The organism is Streptomyces sp. M41(2017) (assembly GCF_002078175.1).
Taxonomy (GTDB): domain Bacteria; phylum Actinomycetota; class Actinomycetes; order Streptomycetales; family Streptomycetaceae; genus Streptomyces.
This window is the reverse complement of the sequence record NZ_MWFK01000001.1, coordinates 5284727-5306611: the sequence shown is the minus strand read 5'-3', so window position 1 is coordinate 5306611 and position 21885 is coordinate 5284727. Positions and strand designations below refer to the sequence as shown.

Annotated in this window: 17 protein-coding genes; 10 read left to right on the top strand and 7 right to left on the bottom strand. The window is 71.3% G+C overall.

The features are described from left to right. Positions 1-13: 13 nt before the first annotated feature. Complete coding sequence (locus tag B0675_RS23175; RefSeq protein WP_081220735.1) at positions 14-853, bottom strand: SDR family oxidoreductase; 840 nt, start codon at positions 851-853, stop codon at positions 14-16. A 490-nt stretch (positions 854-1343) separates the two neighbouring features. Between B0675_RS23175 and B0675_RS23170 the strand changes: the two genes are divergently transcribed. From B0675_RS23170 to B0675_RS23160, 3 genes are read left to right on the top strand one after another with little or no spacing between them, the layout of a single operon-like run. Next, entirely contained in the window at positions 1344-2720 is a 1377-nt protein-coding gene (locus tag B0675_RS23170) for an RICIN domain-containing protein (RefSeq protein ID WP_081220734.1), read from the top strand. 37 nt (positions 2721-2757) lie between these two features. Then, on the top strand, positions 2758-4998 hold the full coding sequence (locus B0675_RS23165; RefSeq protein ID WP_081220733.1) for an RICIN domain-containing protein: 2241 nt from the start codon (positions 2758-2760) through the stop codon (positions 4996-4998). A 22-nt stretch (positions 4999-5020) separates the two neighbouring features. Then, entirely contained in the window at positions 5021-6313 is a 1293-nt protein-coding gene (locus B0675_RS23160; protein WP_081220732.1) for a ThuA domain-containing protein, read from the top strand. Positions 6314-6375: 62 nt separating this feature from the next. Here B0675_RS23160 and B0675_RS23155 read toward each other — a convergent pair whose 3' ends face one another. Both B0675_RS23155 and B0675_RS23150 read right to left on the bottom strand, forming a co-directional pair. After that, the gene (locus tag B0675_RS23155) at positions 6376-7521 is read right to left on the bottom strand and encodes a glycoside hydrolase family 88 protein (RefSeq protein WP_081220731.1); all 1146 of its coding nucleotides are present in this window, start codon (positions 7519-7521) and stop codon (positions 6376-6378) included. A gap of 259 nt (positions 7522-7780) precedes the next feature. Next, positions 7781-8614, bottom strand: a complete 834-nt coding sequence (locus B0675_RS23150; protein WP_081220730.1) for a DUF1206 domain-containing protein — start codon at positions 8612-8614, stop codon at positions 7781-7783. Between the two features lie 391 nt (positions 8615-9005). On the opposite strand from B0675_RS23150, the gene B0675_RS23145 reads away from it, so the two are divergent. From B0675_RS23145 to B0675_RS23125, 5 genes are all read left to right on the top strand, one after another. Then, entirely contained in the window at positions 9006-9929 is a 924-nt protein-coding gene (locus tag B0675_RS23145; RefSeq protein WP_081220729.1) for a MurR/RpiR family transcriptional regulator, read from the top strand. 309 nt (positions 9930-10238) lie between these two features. Then, the gene (locus B0675_RS23140; protein ID WP_081220728.1) at positions 10239-10622 is read left to right on the top strand and encodes a hypothetical protein; all 384 of its coding nucleotides are present in this window, start codon (positions 10239-10241) and stop codon (positions 10620-10622) included. A gap of 114 nt (positions 10623-10736) precedes the next feature. Then, entirely contained in the window at positions 10737-11054 is a 318-nt protein-coding gene (locus B0675_RS23135) for a YkvA family protein (protein ID WP_081220727.1), read from the top strand. A 69-nt stretch (positions 11055-11123) separates the two neighbouring features. Beyond that, positions 11124-12539: a CAP domain-containing protein gene (locus B0675_RS23130; RefSeq protein WP_081220726.1), complete on the top strand. Its 1416-nt coding sequence runs from the start codon at positions 11124-11126 to the stop codon at positions 12537-12539. Positions 12540-12799: 260 nt separating this feature from the next. Beyond that, positions 12800-14062 carry a serine hydrolase domain-containing protein gene (locus B0675_RS23125; protein WP_081220725.1) on the top strand — a complete coding sequence of 421 codons (1263 nt, stop codon included), beginning with the start codon at positions 12800-12802 and terminating at the stop codon, positions 14060-14062. Here B0675_RS23125 and B0675_RS23120 read toward each other — a convergent pair. From B0675_RS23120 to B0675_RS23110, 3 genes are all read right to left on the bottom strand, one after another. Then, positions 14049-16436, bottom strand: a complete 2388-nt coding sequence (locus B0675_RS23120) for a glycosyl hydrolase family 65 protein (protein ID WP_081220724.1) — start codon at positions 16434-16436, stop codon at positions 14049-14051. The genes B0675_RS23125 and B0675_RS23120 overlap by 14 nt on opposite strands. Beyond that, complete coding sequence (locus B0675_RS23115; RefSeq protein WP_081220723.1) at positions 16433-17173, bottom strand: beta-phosphoglucomutase family hydrolase; 741 nt, start codon at positions 17171-17173, stop codon at positions 16433-16435. The genes B0675_RS23120 and B0675_RS23115 overlap by 4 nt, the downstream gene beginning before the upstream one ends. 88 nt (positions 17174-17261) lie before the next feature. Further along, positions 17262-17663, bottom strand: coding sequence for an SgcJ/EcaC family oxidoreductase (locus B0675_RS23110; RefSeq protein WP_081220722.1), 402 nt, complete (start codon positions 17661-17663; stop codon positions 17262-17264). Positions 17664-17766: 103 nt separating this feature from the next. Between B0675_RS23110 and B0675_RS23105 the strand changes: the two genes are divergently transcribed. Continuing rightward, on the top strand, positions 17767-18465 hold the full coding sequence (locus B0675_RS23105) for a nucleoside/nucleotide kinase family protein (protein WP_081220721.1): 699 nt from the start codon (positions 17767-17769) through the stop codon (positions 18463-18465). Positions 18466-18508: 43 nt separating this feature from the next. Here B0675_RS23105 and B0675_RS23100 read toward each other — a convergent pair whose 3' ends face one another. Beyond that, on the bottom strand, positions 18509-19174 hold the full coding sequence (locus B0675_RS23100) for a peptidoglycan-binding domain-containing protein (RefSeq protein WP_081220720.1): 666 nt from the start codon (positions 19172-19174) through the stop codon (positions 18509-18511). 170 nt (positions 19175-19344) lie between these two features. Between B0675_RS23100 and B0675_RS23095 the strand changes: the two genes are divergently transcribed. Continuing rightward, the gene (locus tag B0675_RS23095) at positions 19345-21810 is read left to right on the top strand and encodes a polysaccharide lyase 8 family protein (protein ID WP_081220719.1); all 2466 of its coding nucleotides are present in this window, start codon (positions 19345-19347) and stop codon (positions 21808-21810) included. Positions 21811-21885: the final 75 nt, after the last annotated feature.

The following is a 21885-nucleotide window of genomic DNA, read 5'->3' as shown; positions in this document are numbered from 1 at the left end:
CCGGTCCGCCGTCTCAGCCGCCGGTGGCGAAGCCGGGGAAGAGCGTCATCCCGCCGTCCACGAACAGGGTGGTGCCGACGACGTAGTCCATGAGGTCGGAGGCCAGTACCGTCACCGCGGTGGCGATGTCCTCGGGGTCACCGACCCGCCGGTAGGGGATCAGCCGGAGGAGTTCCTGCTCGGCCTCGGGAGTGTCCCAGGCGCTGCGATTGATCGGGGTCTTGATGGCGCCGGGCGCGACCGCGTTGACGCGGATGCCCTGGGGGCCGAGTTCCTGGGCGAGGGTCTGCATCAGCATCAGGACACCGCCCTTGGAGGCGGCGTAGTTCAGGTGGCCGGACCACGGGATGATCTGGTGCACCGAACTCATGCATACGATCTTCCCGACGGAGCGGGAGACGTCCGGTACGACACCGCGCCGCAGGAACTCCTTGGCGGCCTCCCTGGCGCACAGGAACTGGCCGGTGAGGTTCACGTCGATGACCTTGCGCCACTGCGCCATGGTCATCTCCGTGACCGGGGCGTCCCGTTGCAGTCCGGCGTTGGCGACGAGGAGGTCGATGGTGCCGAACTCCTCCAGCATGCGCGCGAACATGCCGACGACCTGGCCCTCGTCGGAGACGTCCGCCTCGTGCGCGAAGGCCCGTACGCCGAAGGCCTGGATCTGCCGGACGACGTCCTCGGCCGCGTCCTGTCCGGACACGTAGTTGACGACCACGTCGGCGCCCGCGCGGCCCAGCGCGATCGCGGTGGCCAGTCCGATGCCGGAGTTCGCCCCGGTCACCAGGGCCTTCTGGCCCCGCAGGAGCGGCAACGCCGCGAGCTGCCGACCACTGTCCACACCTGAGGTCACTGCCGTCTCCCGTTCGTCGGTTCGCCGTGGCAGGGAACCACTCCGCAGGGGGGCCGGGGAGGGCGGACTCGCCCGGCTCGGCCGTTGGGGGGAACGGGGTCCCTCCGGCGGAGCAACGGAGCGCCACAGCGGGCCACCGCCCGCCGGGAGCGGAACACGCCCCGACCGCCCGAGGTGACCGAGGCGTCGGTCCAGTCGTGACCGCCGGTCCGGACGCGCTTCAAGAAGTGAACCGCGGGCCACGACCACACCGTGCGCGACGGACGAATACCCGTTGAACCGGGTCGAGTTGGCCGAACAGCGACCCTCACACTCCTTCAACTCCTCATGCGGTCCTTCAATTTCGAACGGTTCTTTGTTTCATCTCTTGACGCCCCTGGTGCAGACCTTTAGGTTCACCGATCACCACGACTCCATGAATGCAGTTGCCGTTCATGGACATGAACACCCCCCACCGTCAGCCATCTGCGAAGGGCTGTGAATCCCCCAGATGATCCATTCATCCCTCGCGCGCTCCACCGCGCTCCGTATCACCCTCTCCACCGCCGCGCTCACCCTCTCCGTCGGCGCCCTGAGCGCCACCCCGGCGGCGGCCGCCACCGGCACGATCACCGGCCTCGGCGGCAAGTGTCTCGACGTCGCCTCCGCGAGCTCGGCGAACGGCACCGCCGTCCAGCTCTACGACTGCAACGGAACCGCCGCCCAGCAGTGGACGGTCGGCTCGGACGGCACGGTCCGCGCGCTCGGCAAGTGCCTCGACATCACCGGCAACTCGACGGCCAACGGCGCACGCCTCCAGCTGTGGGACTGCGGCGGCGGCGCGAACCAGAAGTGGACGGTCACCGCCGCCCACGACCTCGTCAATCCGCAGTCGAACAAGTGCGCAGACGTCACCGGCAACACCTCGGCCAACGCGACCCCGGTCCAGATATGGACGTGCACGGGCGCCGCCAACCAGAAGTGGACCGCGCCCGGCGGCGGCGGCACCGCACCGAGCGCGCCGATGGCCGTCGCCCCGTACCTGTACAACGGCTGGGGCAGCCCGCCGAACCCGGCGACGGTGATGAACGCGACCGGCGTGAAGTGGTTCACCCTGGCCTTCGTGCTCAGCAACGGCTACTGCAATCCGCAGTGGGACGGCAGCCGCGCGCTGACCGGCGGTGTCGACCAGCAGACCGTCAACACCGTCCGCGCGAACGGCGGCGACATCATCCCGTCGTTCGGCGGCTACAGCGGCAACAAGCTGGAGAGCTCCTGCTCCAGCGCGGGCGAACTCGCCGCCGCCTACCAGAAGGTCATCAACGCCTACGGGCTCAAGGCCATCGACATCGACATCGAGGCGGACGCCTACAGCAACGGAACCGTCCAGCAGCGCACGGTCGACGCCCTCAAGACGGTGAAGGCCAACAACCCCGGCCTGAAGGTGTACGTCACCATCGGCACGGGCACGAGCGGCCCCGACACCAGCCTCATCAACCGGGCCGCGAACTCCGGCCTGAGCGTGGACAGCTGGACGATCATGCCGTTCGACTTCGGCGGCGCGGGCCAGAACATGGGGACGCTGACCACCCGTGCGGCCGAGGGCCTCAAGACGGCCCTCAAGAACGCCTACGGCTACAGCGACGACCAGGCGTACCGGGACATGGGCATCTCCTCCATGAACGGGATCACCGACCAGAACGAGACGGTGACGGTCGCCGACTTCCAGACGATCCTCGGCTACGCGCAGCAGCACCATCTGGCACGCCTGACCTTCTGGTCGGTCAACCGGGACCGCCCCTGCACGAGCGGGGTCGCCGACAGCTGCTCCGGCGTGGGCCAGTCGGACTGGGACTACACCCGCGTCCTCGCGAAGTACACCGGCTGACCTTCGTCACACCCCCCACCAGCGCAGGAGTGCTCCCATGTCCCGTTCCACCCTGTCCAGAAACAGAAGAACGTCCGGCCGGCACCGGATACCGAGACTGCTCACGGTGACCGCGCTCGTGGCGACGACCCTGTCGGGTCTGTCCGTCGCCGCGCAGGGCGACGCGGTGGCCGCCACCGGCGCGGCCGCCGCCCTGCCGACCGGCTGGGCCACCGTCGTCAACGCGGGCAGCGGCAAGTGCGTCGACGCCCGGGCCGCCGGTACGGCCGACGGAACGGCCGTCCAGCAGTACGCGTGCAACAGCAGCCAGGCACAGCAGTGGCGCCTCACGGCCACGTCGGGCGGCTACTACCGGGTCGACAACCGCGCCGACGCGACCAAGGCCTGGGACGTCACCGGTGTCTCGGCCGCGGACGCCGCGCCGGTCCAGCTGTGGACCTACGGCGGCGGCGCCAACCAGCAGTGGCAGGCTGTGGCGGAGTCCGGCGGCGCCTACCACTTCGTGAACCGCAACAGCGGCAAGTGCCTCGACGTGCCGAGCGCGTCGACGGCCGACAGCGTGCAGTTCCAGCAGTACACATGCAACGGCTCGGCGGCGCAGTCCTTCTCCGTCAACCCTGTCGACGTCCAACAGCCGCCCGGCACACCGGACCTCGGCCCGAACGTCACCGTCTTCGACCCGTCGACGCCCGCGGCCACCATCCAGAGCAGCCTCGACGCGGCGTTCCAGCAGCAGCAGACCAATCAGTTCGGCACCGCGCGCAAGGCCTTCCTCTTCAAGCCCGGCACCTACGACGCCAACGCCAACGTCGGCTTCTACACCCAGGTGGCGGGTCTCGGGCTGTCTCCCGACGACGTGACGATCCGGGGCGCGGTGCACGCCGAGGCCGACTGGTTCCAGGGCAACGCGACCCAGAACTTCTGGCGTTCGGCGGAGAACCTGTCGGTGACCCCGGCCTCGGGTTCCGACCGGTGGGCGGTGTCGCAGGCGGCGCCGTACCGGCGGATGCACCTGCGGGGCAACCTCGCCCTCGACGACGGCGGCTGGTCCAGCGGCGGCTACATGGCCGACACCCGGATCGACGGCCAGGTCAACTCCGGCTCTCAGCAGCAGTGGCTGTCGCGGAACACCGAATGGTCCAACTGGACCGGCTCGAACTGGAACATGGTGTTCGTCGGCGCGAAGAACGCTCCCGCGAACAGCTTCCCCAGCCCGCCGTACACCACGGTGAACCAGACCCCCGTCTCCCGCGAGAAGCCGTTCCTGTACGTCGACTCCGCGGGCGCCTGGAAGGTCTTCGTGCCCGGCGTCCGCACCAACTCGACCGGGGTCTCGTGGGGTTCGGGGACGCCGGCCGGGACGTCCCTGCCGTTCTCGGACTTCTTCGTCGTGAAGCCGGGCGCGACGGCCGCGCAGCTGAACGACGCGCTGGCGCAGGGCAAGAACCTGCTGGTCACCCCCGGCGTCTATCACCTCGACCAGACGCTCAAGGTCACCCGGCCCGACACCGTGGTGCTGGGCCTCGGCCTCGCCACCCTCATCCCCGACAACGGCGTCACCGCCATGACGGTCGCCGACGTGGACGGCGTCCAGCTCGCCGGACTGCTGATCGACGCCGGCACCACCAACTCCGCGCAATTGCTGGAGATGGGGCCGAGCGGTTCCTCCGCGGACCACGCCGGCGACCCCAGTTCGCTGCACGACGTGTTCTTCCGCATCGGCGGCGCGGGCGTGGGCAAGGCCACCACCAGCCTGACGATCAACAGCGACGACGTCATCGGCGACCACTTGTGGCTGTGGCGGGCGGACCACGGCAGCGGAGTCGGCTGGACGAGCAACACGGCCGACACCGGGCTCGTCGTGAACGGCGACGACGTGACCATGTACGGCCTGTTCGTCGAGCACTACCAGAAGTACCAGACCGTCTGGAACGGCAACGGCGGCCGCACGTACTTCTACCAGAACGAGATGCCGTACGACCCGCCCAACCAGGCCGCCTGGATGAACGGCTCGACGCAGGGCTACGCCGCCTACAAGGTCGCGCCGTCCGTGACGAGCCATCAGGTGTACGGGTTCGGCAGCTACTGCTACTTCAACGTCAACGCGTCCGTCGCCGCCGAGCACGCCATCGAGGCGCCGAACAACGCCAACGTGCGCTTCAAGGACATGGTGACGGTCTCGCTGGGAGGCACCGGCACCATCCGGCACGTGGTCAACGACCGGGGCGGGCCCTCCAACTCCTCGACCAATGTCGCCAACCTCGTCAGCTACCCCTGACCCCTCCGGGAAGGACCGTCCGATGCACATCAGCAGATCCGGTCCGGCACGCGGAGTCCTCGGATTCCTCGTCCTGCTGGCGACCCTGCTCGGCCTGGCCTCACCGCCGGCCGCGCAGGCGAACACCACGGCGGCGCCCTTCAAGGTGCTCGCCCTCTACAACGGCACCTGGGACGCGGCCCACATCAGCTTCGTCCACGAGGCCAACGACTGGTTCCCGAAGCAGGCCGCGGCGAACGGCTTCACCTACACGGCCAGCAACAACTGGGACCTGCTCAGCAACGGGGGCGTGAACGCCTACCAGGTCGTCCTGTTCCTCGACGACCTGCCGCAGACCACGGCCCAACGCTCCGGTTTCGAGCAGTACATGCGCGGGGGCGGCGCCTGGATGGGCTTCCACGTCTCGGCCTTCACCACCGACGCGCAGAGCTGGCCGTGGTACCACAACCAGTTCCTCGGCACGGGCGACTTCCGGTCCAACACCTGGGGCCCGACCACGGCCGTCCTCAAGGTGGAGGACCGGACGCACCCCTCCACCGCGAACCTTCCGGCGACGTTCACCTCGTCGGTCAGCGAGTGGTACAGCTGGTCCAACGACCTGCGGCAGAACCCGGACATCCGCATCCTCGCCTCGATCGACCCCAGCAGCTTCCCGCTGGGCACGGACCCGAACCAGACCTGGTACAGCGGCTACTACCCGGTCCTGTGGACCAACACGAAGTACAGGATGCTGTACGCCAACTTCGGCCACAACGCGATGGACTACGCGACGAACACCACCCTGTCGTCGACCTTCGCGAGCTCGACCCAGAACCGGTTCCTGCTGGACGGGCTGAAGTGGCTCGGCGGAGCGGGCGGGTCGGTGCCGCCGGCCGGTCCGGTCTCCGAGACCGCCTGGTACTCCCTGGCCAACTCGGGCAACGGCACCTGCGTGGACGCCCGGGCGGCCGCCACGGCCAACGGGACCGCGATCCAGCAGTACGCCTGCAACGGCACGCAGGCGCAGCAGTTCCAGTTCCGTTCGACCGACAGCGGTTACACCCGCATCACGATCCGTCCGAATCCGCAGCAGGTCGTCGACGTGACCGACCGGTCGACGGCCGACAACGCGGCACTCCAGCTGTGGAGTTGGTCGAGCGGACAGAACCAGCAGTGGCAGCCGGTGCAGGAGAGCGGCGGCCGCTACCACTTCGCCGCCCGGCACAGCGGCAAGTGTCTGACCGCCGCGGGGTCGGCGGCGAACAGTGTGCAGCTGACCCAGCGTGCCTGTGACGGCTCGGCGGCGCAGAGCTTCGCCCTCACCGCACAGCCCTGACCGGCCGCCGGTCCCCGGGTGCCCCCGTCGCGTGCGCGGCGGGGGCACCCTTGTGCCGTCGGTCAGCGGGCCAGCCGGGCCAGTTCGGTCCCGGCGAGCAGGAAGGCGCCGACGCCGAAGTCCGCGGTGCTGCCGTACGTGACGGGCTGACTGGACTCCGGGCGGTCGCCGACGCCCTGCACGTAGCCGAGGAAGCCGTCGGGGTGCACGACGGTGGCCACCAGGCCGTTCCAGGCACGGGCGGCGACCGGGAGGTGGACCGAGCGGTCGACCAGACCGGCGGTGACCGCGTACGCGGTGCCGTACAGGAAGAAGGACGTGCCGCTGGTCTCGGGGCCGGGCAGGTGCGCCGGGTCGGCGAGGTCGACGTTCCAGAAGCCGTCGGCGCGCTGCACCCCGGCGACGGCCCGCACCAGACGGGTGAGCGTGTCGCGGTACTCGGCGGTGTGTGCCTCGGTGGCGGGCAGCGCCTTCAGCGTCTTCACGTGGCCGCCGGCCACCCAGCCGTTGCCGCGGGACCAGACGACGGGCCTGCCCGAGGGGGAGACGATGCCGCCGGGCAGGAACCGTTTGTCGCGGTACCAGAGGCCGCTCGCGGCGTCGTACAGACCGGGGCCGCCCTCGGCCCGTTTGGTGTGGTCGTACAGGGAGTAGAGCTTCTGCCAGTACGCCGGGTCAGCGCGCAGGGCGCCGAGGCGGGCGAAGGGCGGCATCGCCATGTGCAGGGCGTCGTCCCACCACCAGTCGTCGTTCTTGTCCGGCTGGTCCTCGTGGACCATCCGGTGCAGCGACGTCTCGATCGCGGCGAGTTTCCGCTCCTCGGGCTCGCGCTCGTAGAGGTCGAGGTAGGCCTGTCCGGCGCAGTGGTTGTCGGCGTGCCGGGTGGTCACACCGCCGCTGAGGCCGTACGCGTGCTTCTCCGCCCAGTTCCGGGCGTAGGTGAGGTAGCGGGAGCTGCCCGTCATCCCCTGGAGGGCGAGCAGTCCGCTGAAGAAGGTGGCGTTGGCCCAGCCGTTGTCGCCGGGGTCCGGGTGGGCGCCGATCCACTGGTCGGCCACGCGGCGCAGGACGGCGGTGATCGCGGCCCGTGACGGCAGGGCCGGTGCGGCGGCCCGTGGGGAGGCCTGAACGGTGCCGGAGAGGGTGGGGAGGAGAGCCGCGGAGGCCGTGAGAGCGGCCGCGCCGGAGAGCAGGCGTCGTCTGTCCATGTGAACAACTCCTACGGATGGGGACTCCCATCCTCAACTCCCGTCACAGCGACTGTCCATGACTGTGCGTCAACTTGTCGCGAAGTGGCGGTTGTTCAGAATGGTGGACGCGGTTCGCTTCCGGAAATCAGGTCCCCCGTGCGGTCCACGCGGATGTCCCGGCATGCACGACCGGCCACAGCACGGCGGGCGGTGCCCCTCCTGGGGGCACCGCCCGTATCGCCGCCGCGGGACGGCGGCCCGAGGCCGCCGAGTCGCGTCACACCTTGCGCCACCGCGCCATCGCGAACGAGAACACACCGAACAGGATCAGGCCCACGGCGACGAGCGCCAGCAGCCACGGACCCATCGGGGTACCCGCGAAGGACCGGAGCGTGTCGTCCATCCCCTTGGCCTTGTCGGGCTCGTAGTCGATCGCGGCCCGCACGGCGAACACACCGGCCGCGGCGAACACGGCGCCGCGCGCCGTTCCGCCTCCCACACCCGTCACGTCGACGACCTGGCGGACCCGCTTCGACATCTCGCCGAGCTTCAGGTGCTTGTGGTACTTGCGCATGATGGCCCGCACCGCGATCCACACGCCGGCCGCGACGAGTCCCACACCCACGGCGCCGACGATCCACTGGCCGCCGGGTATGCCGAGCGCCTTGGCCGTCACGTCGCGGGACTTCTTGTCACCGGCTCCGCTGCCGCGCGATCCGGCGGCGAAGGAGAGCACGGAGTAGGCGACGAATCCGTAGAAGACACATCGCCCGGCCGCCATCAGGCGCTTGGTCGGCTTGCCGCCGTCCTCGCCGGCGGAGCCGAACACCGCCTCGGACAGCCGCCACAGCGCCATGCCGACGACGCCGATGCCGAGCGCCCACAACAGGACGGCGCCGAAGGGCTTGGAGGCGATCTCCTGCAGGGCACCGCCGCGGTCCGCCTGCTGCCCGCTGCCGCCGAAGGCGATGCGCAGGGCGAGGACGCCGACCAGGGCGTAGATCACGCCACGCGCGGTCAGTCCCGCCCGGGCCGCGCCTTCGCGTGCCGTTCCGGTGGCCGCCCGGCGGGCGCCGACCTGGCCCTCTCGGGCCACCGCTCCGGCGTTCACGCGGACACCGCCTCGTGCGTCGCGCTCGTGTCCAGCAGCACCATCATCACACCCTCCATGTCACCGGTCGCCGCGCCGACTCCTGCGGGGCGAAGGCGGCACCGGGGGCTTCCCGCCGACGTCGCGTCGCGAGCAGGCCTCCCCGTGCCTCCACGGTCGGTTGCCCCGAAAGTTGCCCGGCAGACGCCGAATTCCGTCCGGGATCACCGCCGGGCCGAAACCGTCGGTCCACGTCGGCGCGGTGACGGACGCGGCCCGCGCGATCCGGTGACCGGCTTTGCCGCCGGGCCGCCGGGGATCGTCGCAGGCCCCGTTCGCAGCGCCGCCCGCCCAGGTCAACACGGTCCGTGAGCTATGTTGAGTTCTCGTGGGAGACGAAGGAGGCGCACCGGTGCCATCGCCGCAGCAGGCACGCGCACAGGCATCCGCGATCACCTCGGGCCGCACGGCACCCGAGGCGGGCGCCGCTCCCATGTCCCAGCTCAGGGAGCTGTTCGACGGTCCCCGGCTCTCTCCGGGCCAGCGCAGGATCGCCCAGTACCTGATCGAGCACATCACCGAGGCGGCGTTCCTCTCGATCACCGACCTCGCCGAGCGGGTGGGTGTCAGCCAGCCCTCGGTGACCCGTTTCGCGGCGGCGGTGGGCTTCAGCGGTTACCCGGCGCTACGGGAACGGCTCCAGGCGATCGCGCTCAGCGCCCTGGGCAGCACACCGGGCACACCGGCCGAGGTCACCAGCAACGAGCTGCAGGCCGCGGTGGACGCCGAGATCGAGAACCTGGAGAACCTGCGGCGGGACTTCGCCGACCCCGACGAGGTGATCCGCGTCGGCCGGGCCCTGTCGGAGTCGACCCCCCTGACGGTCCTCGGGCTGCGCATCTCCGTGTCCCTCGCCGAGTACTTCACGTACGCCGCCCGTCGTATCCATCCGGACGTCCGGATGGTGACGCGCGGTGGCTCGGTCGCCTACGACGCGCTGCTCCAGTCACGGGAGGCCGGCGGCACCTGGGTGCTGGCCTTCGGGATGCCCCGGCACGCGCACGAGACGCTCACGGCCATGCGGGTCGCGCGCAGCGCCGGTCTCCAGGTGGCCCTGATCACCGACCTGGGGCTCGGCCCGCTGGCGGACGAGGCGGACGTCACCTTCGCCACCGGAACCGGTTCCCGGCTCGTCTTCGACTCCTACGCGGCGCCCGTGGTGCTGTCGGCGGCCCTCCTGCAGGCCATGACCGACGCCGATCCGGAGCGGACCCAGGGGCGACTCGAGGAGTACGAGCAGGTCGCCGAGCAGCACCAGTTCTTCCTGAAGGACTGACCGCACCGGCCCTCGGCCGCCCTTCCCGTACCGGCTGTCACCACGGCATCACGGGATCAATCACATCAAAGCACGCATGAATGTTTTCATGTCCTTGCGCATCTGGCGGTATATATAAATACTTCTTGCGGATCGCGACCCGGAGGCCTCCAGGTCACGACCCTGACCACCCGGGGCCGTCCGCTCCTACCCGCAACGGGTCCCGGGTGATCGAGCGGGACTCGCCTCGGCGAGACCCGTGGTGGCGGCCCCGGTCATCCCCTATGCCGGGGCCGCCCCAGAGTCCCCCGCCGACGTAACCCGGAAGCGATGAACATGGCCCTGACGTATTCCCCGATCACCTCGGACTGGCCGTGCCAGGTCAAGACACCCGGCAGTTTCGACTGGGAGCGTTCGGCGGTGAAATGGCTGCGCGAGCTGGTGCCGAGCCGGTACGCGAGCTATCCCGTGCTGCACAAGCACCCCGTGCTGCTCGCCCGCCACGCACAGCTCCAGGTGCAGCAGGAGATACGGGTCGCCCGCACCGCCCTGCAGACCGCCCGTTCCGAACTGCCCGGCCTCGGCCTGCACGAGGGCGTCATCGAGCACACCATCAAGCTCTACGCCGCCGAGCTGATGCAGCTCCAGCACATCGCCCGGAGCATCCGCACGGTGTCCCAGGCCCTGGTGGACCACCCCCACCCGCGGCACTGACCCCTCGGCGAGAAGCGGGAGCGTCGTACGGATGGCCGAACCGGGTGCGATAGCCGGGGCGCGAGCGGGCACACGGAAGGCAGTCACATCCCGACGAGAGCCCTGGACGGACGCATGGATACGACCTCATGGACCGTGGTCATCATCGTCGCGGTCCTCGCGGCCGCCCTGCTCGGCGTCGCACTGGTCCTGCTGGGCCGTCTCGTGCGCACCCGACGCGATCTGCGGCGGGCCGGACTGCCCACGGGATCCAAGTGGGTGTTCTGGGGCGCCGTCCTCTACCTGGTGCTGCCGACGGACCTCGTACCCGACCCCGTCTACCTGGACGACATCGGTGTCATGCTGCTGGCCCTGCGCTCGATGCGCTCGGCCGCCGCACCCGCCGACCCTCTCGCCGAGCGCGGGAACCCGAAGGATCGGGCGGTCCGTTGAGCGTCTGACGGCCCGTGCCGCGCCTCCTGCCGGCGTGCGGCGCGGATCATCCGACCGACGGGCGGTGGCATGAGCGAGCTGGTTCCCGGGGGCAACACCCCACTGCCGGGCGGTGCCCTGACCCTCAGGGTGCCGGGCCCCTTCGACGTGTCCGCGCTCGTCACGGACACCGACGGCCAGGTGCGCGGCGACGGGGACTTCGTGTTCTACAACCAGACGTCGGCGCCCGGTGTCCGGCTCGACGGCGACCGTCTCACCGTGGACCCGGCGCGGCTGCGGCCGGGAGCGGACCGGGTCACCGTCGTCGTCAGCCCCGCCGATCCCGGGACACCCCTCGGACGTCTCCCCTCCCCCGCCCTGCTGGTCAGCGCGCCGGACGGCCGCACGATCGCCCGCTTCACCCCTCCCCGGCCCCAGGCGGAGACGGTACTGCTGCTCGCCGAGCTGTACCGACGCGGCACGTCATGGAAGCTCCGCGCCCTCGGCCAGGGGTACGCGGACGGACTCGCCGGTGTGGCAAGAGACTTCGGCATCGAAGTGACCGAGGACTCCGACTCCGCGCCCTCCGCCGCACCGCCGAGCCCTTCGCCGGCCACGCGACCGCACCCGGGGCGGGGGGTGGCTCCGGTCGTCCGGACCCCGACGTTGCTGGACCTCGGACCGATCGGCGCGGGCGCCGGTTCCGGTCCGACGTCCGGTGACGGCACGGCCACGCACGGATTCCTCGAGGCCGCGAACTCCGCGCGTGCGGCGGCCGGTTCCCCGCCCGTCGCCCTGGACGCGCGGCTCATGACGGCGGCGCGGGCCCACGCCGCCGGTATGGCGGCCGGAGGCCTGCTCAGCGCGGAGAGCCCGGACGGGGTCTCCGTCTACCAGCGCGTCGTCTCCTCCGGGTACGCCTACCTGACCATCGGCGAGCACCTGGTCTCCGGGCCGCGCACCCCGCGCGAGTTCGTGGAGTACTGCCTGTCCTCGGAGCGGTCCCGGAGCACCGTGTGCGACCCCGGGTTCGAGCAGGCCGGACTGGGCCAGGTCGCCGACGCCCGCTCCGGCGACCTGTACTGGACCGCGCTGTGGGCACGGCCGTTCAGCCCCGCGGGCCTGGAGCGCACGGCCCGGGAGGTCATCGCGCTCACCAACACCGAGCGCACCGCGCACGGGCTGCCGCCCCTCGCCCCCGACTCCCCGCTCACGGCCGCGGCCCAGGGCCACAGCGCCGACATGGTGGCCCGCGACTTCTACGCGCACACCTCTCCGGAGGGCCGCCGGCCCTGGGACCGGGCCGCCGCCGCGGGCTCCGGGCGGCGCACCATAGGGGAGAACATCGCCTGCGGTCAGCGCTCCCCCGCCGAGGTGGTCCTCGGCTGGATGAACAGCCCCGGCCATCGCGCCAACATCCTCAAGCGCGACTTCACCCACATAGGCGTCGGCCTCGCCGGCGGCGGCCGGGCGGGGACGTACTGGACGCAGCTCTTCGGCGGCTGACCGGCCGTCAACCGGATCGCGCCCCGCACCACCCGGCGGTCCGTCAGCACGGCGCCGGGCACCGTCGCCCCTCGGTCACGCGTCCCCCGACGGCCGCTTTCCGCCAATCCACCGATTCCCGTCCACGGATTCCGGTTCACCGGCGGGCAATGCGACCCCCGCGCGTCTTCAGCGCGTACAGATGGGGGCGACGCCCGCATCCGCGGCGCGGTCCGGGCCGGCACGGCGAACCGGCAGACGGCACAGGGGAGAAGAATCAGATGGTCTCAGGAACGGTGGGTACGGGCACGGCGTTGGGCGCGGTTCTGGTGTCGCTGCTGGCGGCCCCGGCCCAGGCCGTGACCCCGGCGGACCCGGACGGTCCGGGTGCCCGGCCGGCCGCGGCGGTCGCTGCGGCGCCCGACGACGCGGGGCTGCGCGCCATCCTGCGCACGGCCCGCACGCAGGGCGCTCCGGGAGCGATGGCGAGAATCGACGACAACGGCACGGTGCACCGACTGGTCGAGGGACTCGCCGACCGGGCCACCCGGCGGACGATCAGCACGAACGACCGCTTCCGCGTCGGCAGCATCACCAAGACGTTCTCCGCCGTCGTCCTCCTCCAGCTGGTCGACGAGGGCAAACTGAAGCTCGACACGTCGGTCAACAGCTACCTGCCGGGGCTGCTGCCCGACAACCGCATCACCGTGCGGCACATCCTGAGCCACCGCAGCGGTCTGTACGACTACACGAACGACCTGTTCGCCCGGACCGTCCCCGGTTTCGAGGCCGTGCGCACCAAGGTGTTCAGCTACCGGGACCTGGTGAAGCTGTCCCTCAGGAAGGCGCGCACGAACGCGCCCGGTGCCGCCTACTCGTACTCGAACACCAACTTCGTCGTCGCCGGCCTGCTGATCGAGAAGCTCACCGGGCACGGTGTCGCCGCCGAGTACAAGAAGCGCATCTTCACGCCGCTGAGCCTGGCCGACACCGTCTACGTCCATCCCGACGCGACGATCCCGGGCCGCCACGCCAACGGCTACCTCACGCCCGACGCGGCCGGCACGGCGCTGGTCGACTCCACCCGGCAGACCGCCTCCTGGGCGCAGAGCGCGGGCGCGATCATCTCCACCCCGCACGACCTGGACGTGTTCCTCTCCGCCCTCGCGCGCGGCAAGCTCATGTCCGCCGCGCAGCTCACCCAGATGAAGAAGTGGACACAGGTCAACAGCAACACGGCCTACGGCCTCGGTCTGCGCCGCCGTGACCTGTCGTGCGGGATCTCCGTGTACGGCCACACCGGCACCGTGCAGGGCTACTACTCGTACGCGTTCACCACGAAGGACGGCAAGCGCAGCCTCACCGCGCTCGCCAACACCTCCAACAACACCAAGGTGCTCAACACCATGTACCGCACCCTGGAGCCGGCGTTCTGCGGCAGGTCCGCCGCGTCCGCGGTCCGCGGCGCCACGCGGTCCGGCGGACCCGCCACGGCTCCGCCGGAGCGGCACGAGGACATCGCGCCCGGCATCACCCGCGACTGAGCGCGGCGGAACCCTCCCCGGCCTCGTCCCGCCCCTGGCTGTTCGGCCGCCGGTGGGCGGGCTGGTCCGGGGCGGGGCGTGACCGTTGCGCCGGGATCGGCAGGCTGTGGGGTTTGTCGGCGTCGACGGTGAACGGCTCCCGGTAGTGGTGGATCTCCAGGGGCTCTCCGCTCGCGAGCGTGTACGTCGCGACGTCCTGGTGGATCTCCACGCGCAGCCGGCGGCCGAGGAGTTCCAGGGAGAACGCGAGACGGCTGAACCGCTCGGGCAGCCGGGGTGCGAACTCCAGGGTGTCGCCGTGGTGCCGCAGTCCGCCGAATCCGGCGACGAGCGCCATCCAGGTCCCGGCGAGCGAGGCGATGTGCAGTCCGTCGCGGGTGTTGTGCTCCAGGTCCTCCAGATCCATCAGCGCGGCCTCGACCAGGTAGTCGTAGGCGAGCCCCGGGTGACCCGTCTCGGCGGCCATCACCGCCTGGCAGCAGGCGGACAAAGAGGAGTCCCGGACGGTGAGGGGCTCGTAGTAGGCGAAGTTGCGTGCCTTGTGCTCGTCGTCGAAGAACGGGCTGCACTTGTACATGGCGAGCACGAGGTCGGCCTGCTTGACGACCTGCTTGCGGTAGATGTCGAAGTACGGGAAGTGCAGCATCAGCGGGTACTGGTCGGGGCGCGTGGCGGCGAAGTCCCAGCGCTGGTAGCGGGTGAAGCCCGCGTTCTGCTCGTGGACACCGAGTTCGTCGTTGTACGGGATGTGCATCGCGTCGGCCGCGTCGCGCCAGGCCGCGCTCTCCTCCTCGTCCACGCCGAGTTCGGCGGCGCGCCGCGGGTGCCGCTCGACGACGTCCGCGGCGGCGAGGAGGTTCGCGCGGGCCATCAGGTTGGTGTACGTGTTGTCGTTCGCGACCGCGCTGTACTCGTCGGGGCCCGTCACCCCGTCGATGTGGAAATGCCCCTGGTGGTCGTGGTGGCCCAGTGAGCGCCACAGCCGTGCCGTCTCGGTCAGCAGCTCGACACCGGTCTCGCGCTCGAAGTCCGTGTCGCCGGTGGTGGCGGTGTAGCGGACGACGGCGTCGGCGATGTCGGCGTTCACGTGGAACGCGGCGGTCCCGGCCGGCCAGTACGCGGAACCCTCCGGGCCCGCTATGGTCCGCCAGGGGAACGCGGCGCCCCGCAGGCCGAGTTGGGCCGCCCGCTCCCGGGCGGCGGACAGGGTGCTCTGGCGCCAGCGCAGCGCCTCGGCGACGGCGTCGGGCGAGGTGTAGGTGAGCAGCGGCAGCACGAACGTCTCGGTGTCCCAGAAGGCGTGACCGTCGTACCCGGACCCGGTCAGGCCCTTCGCGGGGATGGCGCGCCGCTCGGCGCGGGCGCCCGCCTGCAGGACGTGGAAGAGGGCGAAGCGGACGGCCTGCTGGATCTCCTCGTCGCCGTCCACCTCCACGTCGGAGCGCGCCCAGAAATCGTCCAGGTAGGCGCGCTGTTCGTCGACGAGTCCCTGCCAACCGCCGTGCTGGGCGGCGGCGAGCGCGGCGTCGACCTGGTCGCTCACGGCGGGCAGGGAGCGGTTGCCCGACCAGCCGTGCGCGACGAGCTTCTCGACGCGCAGGGTCTGGCCCGGTTCCAGGACGGAGGTGACCGTGAGGCGGGCGAGGTCGTCGCTGCTCTCGCTGGTCATGGTGGTGCGGTCGGGTCCCTTGACGGCGTGGTCGGCCGCCGCGGCGACGCGCAGGGCGCTGTGCCGGGTGCGGTGCACGAGCCGCAGCCTGCGGCCGGTGGCGAAGTGCTCCTCGGACTCCAGCGGCGACTCCAGGGCGACCGCGGCGCGGGGGTCCCCGGAGCGGCCGGGCAGCTGCTCGTTGGCCACCAGCTCCGACTGCACGACCACCCGGGTCCGGTCGTCGAGGGGTTCCACCTCGTAGGCGACGGCGGCGATCGCCCGCTGGGTGAAGGACACGAGCCGGGTGGAGCGCACGCGGACCGTGGAACCGGCCGGCGACGTCCACTCGCAGGTGCGGGTGAGCAGACCGCTGCGCAGGTCGAGGACCCGCTCGTGGGACCGCAGCTGTCCGTACCGCAGGTCGAACGGCTCGTCGTCCACGAGCAGCCGGATCAGCTTGCCGTTGGTGACGTTGATGACGGTCTGCCCGGACTCCGGGTAGCCGTAGCCCGCCTCGGCGTAGGGCAGCGGGTGCACTTCGTGGACGCCGTTGAGGTAGGACCCGGGCAGGCCGTGGGGTTCGCCCTCGTCGAGGTTGCCGCGCCAGCCGACGTGGCCGTTGGCGAGGGCGAACACGGACTCGCTCTGCGGCAGCAGCCGCAGGTGCAGGTCGCTCTCGCGCAGGGTCCAGGGCTCGACGCCGTACGACGTGTGGGTGATCACGCCTCCTCCGTCAGCTCGGACAGGTCCTGTACGACGATGTCGGCGCCGTGGTCGCGCAGTGCGTCGCCCTGGCCGACCCGGTCGACACCGACGACGTACCCGAAGTGGCCCGAGCGGCCGGCGTCCATGCCGGCCAGCGCGTCCTCGAAGACGGCGGCGGCGGAGGGGTCGGTGCCGAGGTCGTGGGCCGCGGCCAGGAAGGTGTCCGGGCGCGGTTTGCCCGGCAGCCGTCGTTCGGCGGCCACGACACCGTCGATCCGTACGTCGAAGAGGTCCTCGGCGCCCACCGAGCGCAGGATGTCCCGGCAGTTGGCGCTGGAGGAGACGACCGCGGTGCGCAGGCCGCGGGCCCGGACGGCCTCGACGTAGCGCAGCGTGCCGTCGTAGGCCTCGACGCCGTCGGTGCGGATCATCTCGAGCAGCAGGTCGTTCTTGCGGTTGCCCAGCCCGTGGACGGTGACGCGGTCCGGCGGGTCGTCCGGGGTGCCCTCGGGGATCTCGATGCCGCGCGAGGAGAGGAAGGTGCGCACGCCGTCGGCGCGCTGCAGCCCGTCCACGTACTCCGCGTAGTCGTGGTCCTTGTCGAAGGGCCGGAAGCCCTCTCCGTCGCGGTCGCGCAGGAAGTCGTCGAACGTCCGCTTCCAGGCGGCCGCGTGGACCACGGCGGTCCTGGTGATGACGCCGTCGAGGTCGAAGAGGCACGCCAGGATCTGTTTCGGCAGGCCGAGCTCAGTCATACCCACAGTGTTCCCCCGCTTGCCGGGTCCAGCGGGTGTCGAGCGCCACACGCGTCGCCGTCGGCTCCGCGGCGCGTCCGCGACGGCGTCACGGAGTGTCGTCCGGGAACGAGTGGTGTTCGTGCGCGACGCTCCAACGCCCGCCCTCCTTGCGGAGTCCGAGGGTCAGACGCAGCCTCATGTCGGGGTTCTTCGCGAACTCCTCCGGTGTGCCGCAGCGCAGCAGGGCGTGCGCGTACGCCACGTCGTCGCCGGCGACGACGTCGAGCGACTCGACGGTGAACGACGCCCCCTGGGCCTGCCAGGCGAAGAACGGAGGCCAGGTCTCCCGGTAGGCGTCGATGCCGCGGACGCCTTCGTAGGGCGGCGGCACGTCGTACATGACGATGTCCGGCGTGTGGTCGGCGAGGACACCGTCGAGGTCGCCCTCGTGGACGGCGGCGGCCCAGCGTTCGACGAGGGCGCGGATCTGCTGTTCGTCCTGGTTCATGGTGCATCCCTGCCCCGTCCGGCACAGGACGTCCCCGGATTCCCCCGAGGCCGATACTGGAGGGCATGGACATCGCCTCCCTCCGGCCCCTCGCGGGGCGCGCATGACCTTCGACGACCTGGTGGAGCGGGCGGCTTCGCTGGTACGGCCCGGCCGGCGCGCCCTCCTCGGCATCGCGGGCGGTCCCGGCTCGGGCAAGTCGACGCTGGCGGAACGGCTGGTCCGGCGGCTCGACGCGACGGGGGCCTGCGGGGTCGCCCATGTGCCGATGGACGGGTTCCATCTCGCGGACGCCGAGCTGGACCGGCTCGGCCGGCGCGACCGCAAGGGCGCTCCGGACACCTTCGACGCGGCCGGGTACGCGGCGCTGCTGCGCCGGCTGCGCGCGGACGAGGAGGAGGGCCTCGTGTACGCGCCCGGATTCGAGCGTGTCCTCGAACAGCCCCTGGCCGGTGCCGTTCCGGTCCCCCGGTCCGCCCGGTTGATCGTCACCGAGGGCAACTACCTGCTGCTCCGGGACCCGGCCTGGGTCCGGGCGCGCGAGCAGCTCGACGAGGTGTGGTTCTGCGACCTGGAGGACGCCGAGCGCGTCCGGCGGCTCGTGGCGCGCCACGAGGAGTTCGGCAAGGACCACGACACGGCGGTGGCGTGGGTGCTCGGTCCCGATCAGCGCAACGCCGAACTGATCGCCGCGACACGGGAGCGGGCGGACCTGATCGTGGACACCGGGGCCCTCGGACGGTCGCGCACGGAGGACGGGCCGGCCTCGCGGGCGCGGGAGGGTGGCGACGTCACCCGGTGACGGACTCCCCGCGGGCACCGTCGACCACGCGGCGTGCGGGCGGTCACGGCAGCGTCGTCCGGGACTCCAGGTCGGCCCGCGTGTCGTCTCCGTAGACGCCGGACTCGTCGCCGCGGATGCCGTACCAGAGCTGGAAGCGGGCCACCGCGTCGGCGAGCGGCGCGTCGAAGGTGCCGTCGGTGGCGCCGTCCTCGTACACGTTCGGGATCCGGAGCAGGCGTTGCTGGAGGGCCGTCACCTCCGGGCCGCTGTCGCCCTGTCGGAGTGTGCCCGCACCGTCCGGGTCCGGTGCGCCGGAGGAGGCACGGCCGACGGGTGCCGCCGGGGTCCGGGCGCCGCTACCCGCCCGGGACGCTTGGTTCTGGTACGCGCCCGACAACAGGAGCGCGAGGGCGATTCCGGTGAGGGCCGCGGCGGCGACGCCGACCGCGAGCGCGGTGCGGCGCCGGGTCCGCGTCCGGATCCGGGGTGGTTTCCGTGTCGCAGGGACCGGTGTCAGTTCCTCGGTGTCGTCGTCGGAGGGCGGCAGGGTGCGGCGCGTCGGCAGCGGGACCGACTCGTAGCCCTCGTCGGCGTCGCGCCCCTCGTCGTCCTCACGTACCTGCCGGACGAGTTCCGCCAGGGCCTCGGTGCGGCGGCGACGCTGGATGTGGGTGGGTTCGATGGCGGAGCGGCCGGTGGATCGCCCGCGTTCGGGTGGTGGCGGCACACTGTTCCCCTTCCGTGCGCGTGGTCTGGGGCCGTCTGCGGGGAGTGATACGCGAGCGCGGCCCGCGGCGTTCAGGCCGCCGGAACCGTCCACCCCACCAAACGATCGATACGGTCAATTTGGTAAGGGTTGTTGAGCGTTTGAACGAAGGCGTGCTAGAAACCGCCGTCATGACGACTCGTTGGTCACGCCGTGGTTTTCTCGCCGCAAGCAGCGGCACCGCTCTCGCGCTCGGGGCGCACGGCGCCGCCGATGCAGCACCCGCCGCTCCCTCGGTGAGACCCGGTCCCGCGGCGACCACCGAGGCCGTGGACGAGTTCGCGACGCTGCGCGCCACGTGGCGCACCCTGATCCTGGGCGAGGGGTTCAGCCCGACGGCCGAACCGTTCAAGAGCCGGCTCGCCGACCTCGGGACCACCGCGAGCGGTCTGCGGTCCACGATGGCACCGGCCACCGGCTCGCTCTGGCCCGACCTGGTCTACGCCGACCCGGACCCCGACACCGACCAGGAGTCCTACGGCTTCTCCGGCAACCTGAACACCAGCTACACCCGGCTCGCCACGCTCGCGCAGGCCTACTCCCAGCAGGGCACCGGGCTGACCGGCGACAGCGCCCTGCGCGACGCGATCGTCACCGGCCTCGACCACCTCCACGACGAGGTCTACAACGCGGCCCAGACCCGCTACGGCAACTGGTACAGCTGGCAGATCGGCGCACCGCAGGCGCTGCTCGACGTGTGCGTGCTGATGTACGACCAGTTGTCCGCCGCGCGGATCAGCGGATACCTCGCCGCGGTCGACCACTTCGTGCCGGACTCCGCGGTCGCCGCCTACACGGGGACGAGCACCGGCGCCAACCGGGTCGACCTGTGCCGGGTGCTGGCCCTGCGCGGGGTCGTCGGCGCGAACGCCGCGAAGATCGCACTGGCCCGGGACGCCCTCTCCCCCGTCTTCCCGTACGTGAGTTCCGGGGACGGGCTGTACACGGACGGTTCGTTCATCCAGCACACCACCGTCCCCTACACCGGGTCGTACGGGTCGGTGATGCTCGGCGGGCTCGGCATACTGTTCGCCCTGCTCGCCGGATCCACGTGGGCGGTCACCGACGCGGGCCGGCAGATCGTCTTCGACGCGGTGGAGAAGGCATGGGCGCCCTTCCTCTACAACGGCCTGGTGATGGACGGCGTCTCCGGCCGGGCCGTCAGCCGCGGGGTGTCCGCCTCGGACCCGCGGCACGTCCAGCAGGACGACCATCTGCGCGGCCACCCGATCCTCGCCTCGATCGTGCTGCTCGGGCAGGGCGCGAGCAGCACGGAGAACGCGCGCTGGCGCGGGCTGGTCAAGGGGTGGATGCAGCGCGACTACTACAGCCCGCCCCTGAGCGACCCCTCCCTGGGACTGACAAGTCTGTCCCGGCTCAAGGGCGTTCAGGACGACACCTCGGTGTCGGCGATCGCCGAGCCGACCGGGCACCGCCTGTTCACCAACATGGCCCGGGCCACCCACCGCCGCCCCGGCTGGGCCGCGTCGATCAGCATGGCGGACCGCCGCATCACCTACTACGAGACGGGCAACGGCGAGAACCTGCGCGGCTGGCACACCGGTTCCGGAATGCTCTACTGGTGGGGCGACACGTACGCCAACGGCCAGTACAGCGACGCCTTCTGGCCCACCGTGGACCCGTACCGGCTGCCCGGTGTCACGGCCTCCCGCAAGGCGCTCGCGGACGGGGCCGGCGGGGACTGGGGCGCGTCCCTGCCGGACGTGAACTGGGTGGGCGGGGCGACGGACGGGCAGCGGGCCGCGATCGGCCAGTACCTGAAGGGACTGCAGAGCACGCTGCTGGCGAAGAAGTCGTGGTTCTGCCTCGACGACGCGATCGTCTGCCTGGGCGCCGGCATCACCTGCACGGACGGTACGGCGGTGGAGTCGACGGTCGACAACCGCAACCTGGGGCCCACCGGCAACTCCGCCTTCACCGTCAACGGCGCGGTCAAGCCCGCCACTTACCCCTGGTCGGCGACACTGTCCGGCACCTCGTGGGCCCACATCGCCGGCCACGGCGGCTACGTCTTTCCCGGCGGCGCCACGGTCAAGGCACTGCGCGAGGCGCGGGACGGCAGGTGGAGCGACATCAACAAGGGCGGCTCCACGACCGTCCTGAACCGCAAGTACCTGACGATGTACGTGGATCACGGCACCGCTCCCTCGGCCGCCACCTACGCCTACACGCTCATGCCGGGGGCGTCCGTCGCGCAGACGCAGGCCAGGGCGGCCGCCACGACATGGCTGACCGTGCTCGCCAACACCGACGACCAGCAGGGCGTCAGCGTCCCTTCGCTGGGCTTCACCGGGGTGAACTTCTGGTTCGCGGGCACGGTGGGCACCCTCACGGCGAGCAAGCCGTGTTCGGTGATGATCAGCGAGAAGAGCGACGGCACCGCGGTCGTCTGCGTCAGCGACCCGATGCGCGCGCAGAGCGGTCTCACCCTCACCTGGAGCAGGGCGGTCGCCTCGGTGACATCGAAGCCCTCGACCGTCACCTCGGCGACCACCGGGTCCGCGCTCACGCTCACCTTCGGCGACCTCGGCGCGACCGCGGGCGTCACCCAGAAGATCACCGTGAAGCTGGGCTGAGCACCAGGAGCCCCGGGCCGCGCTCGGCGGACCCGGGGCTCCCTCGACCGCTCCCCTCAGGGGGCCGCCATCTCC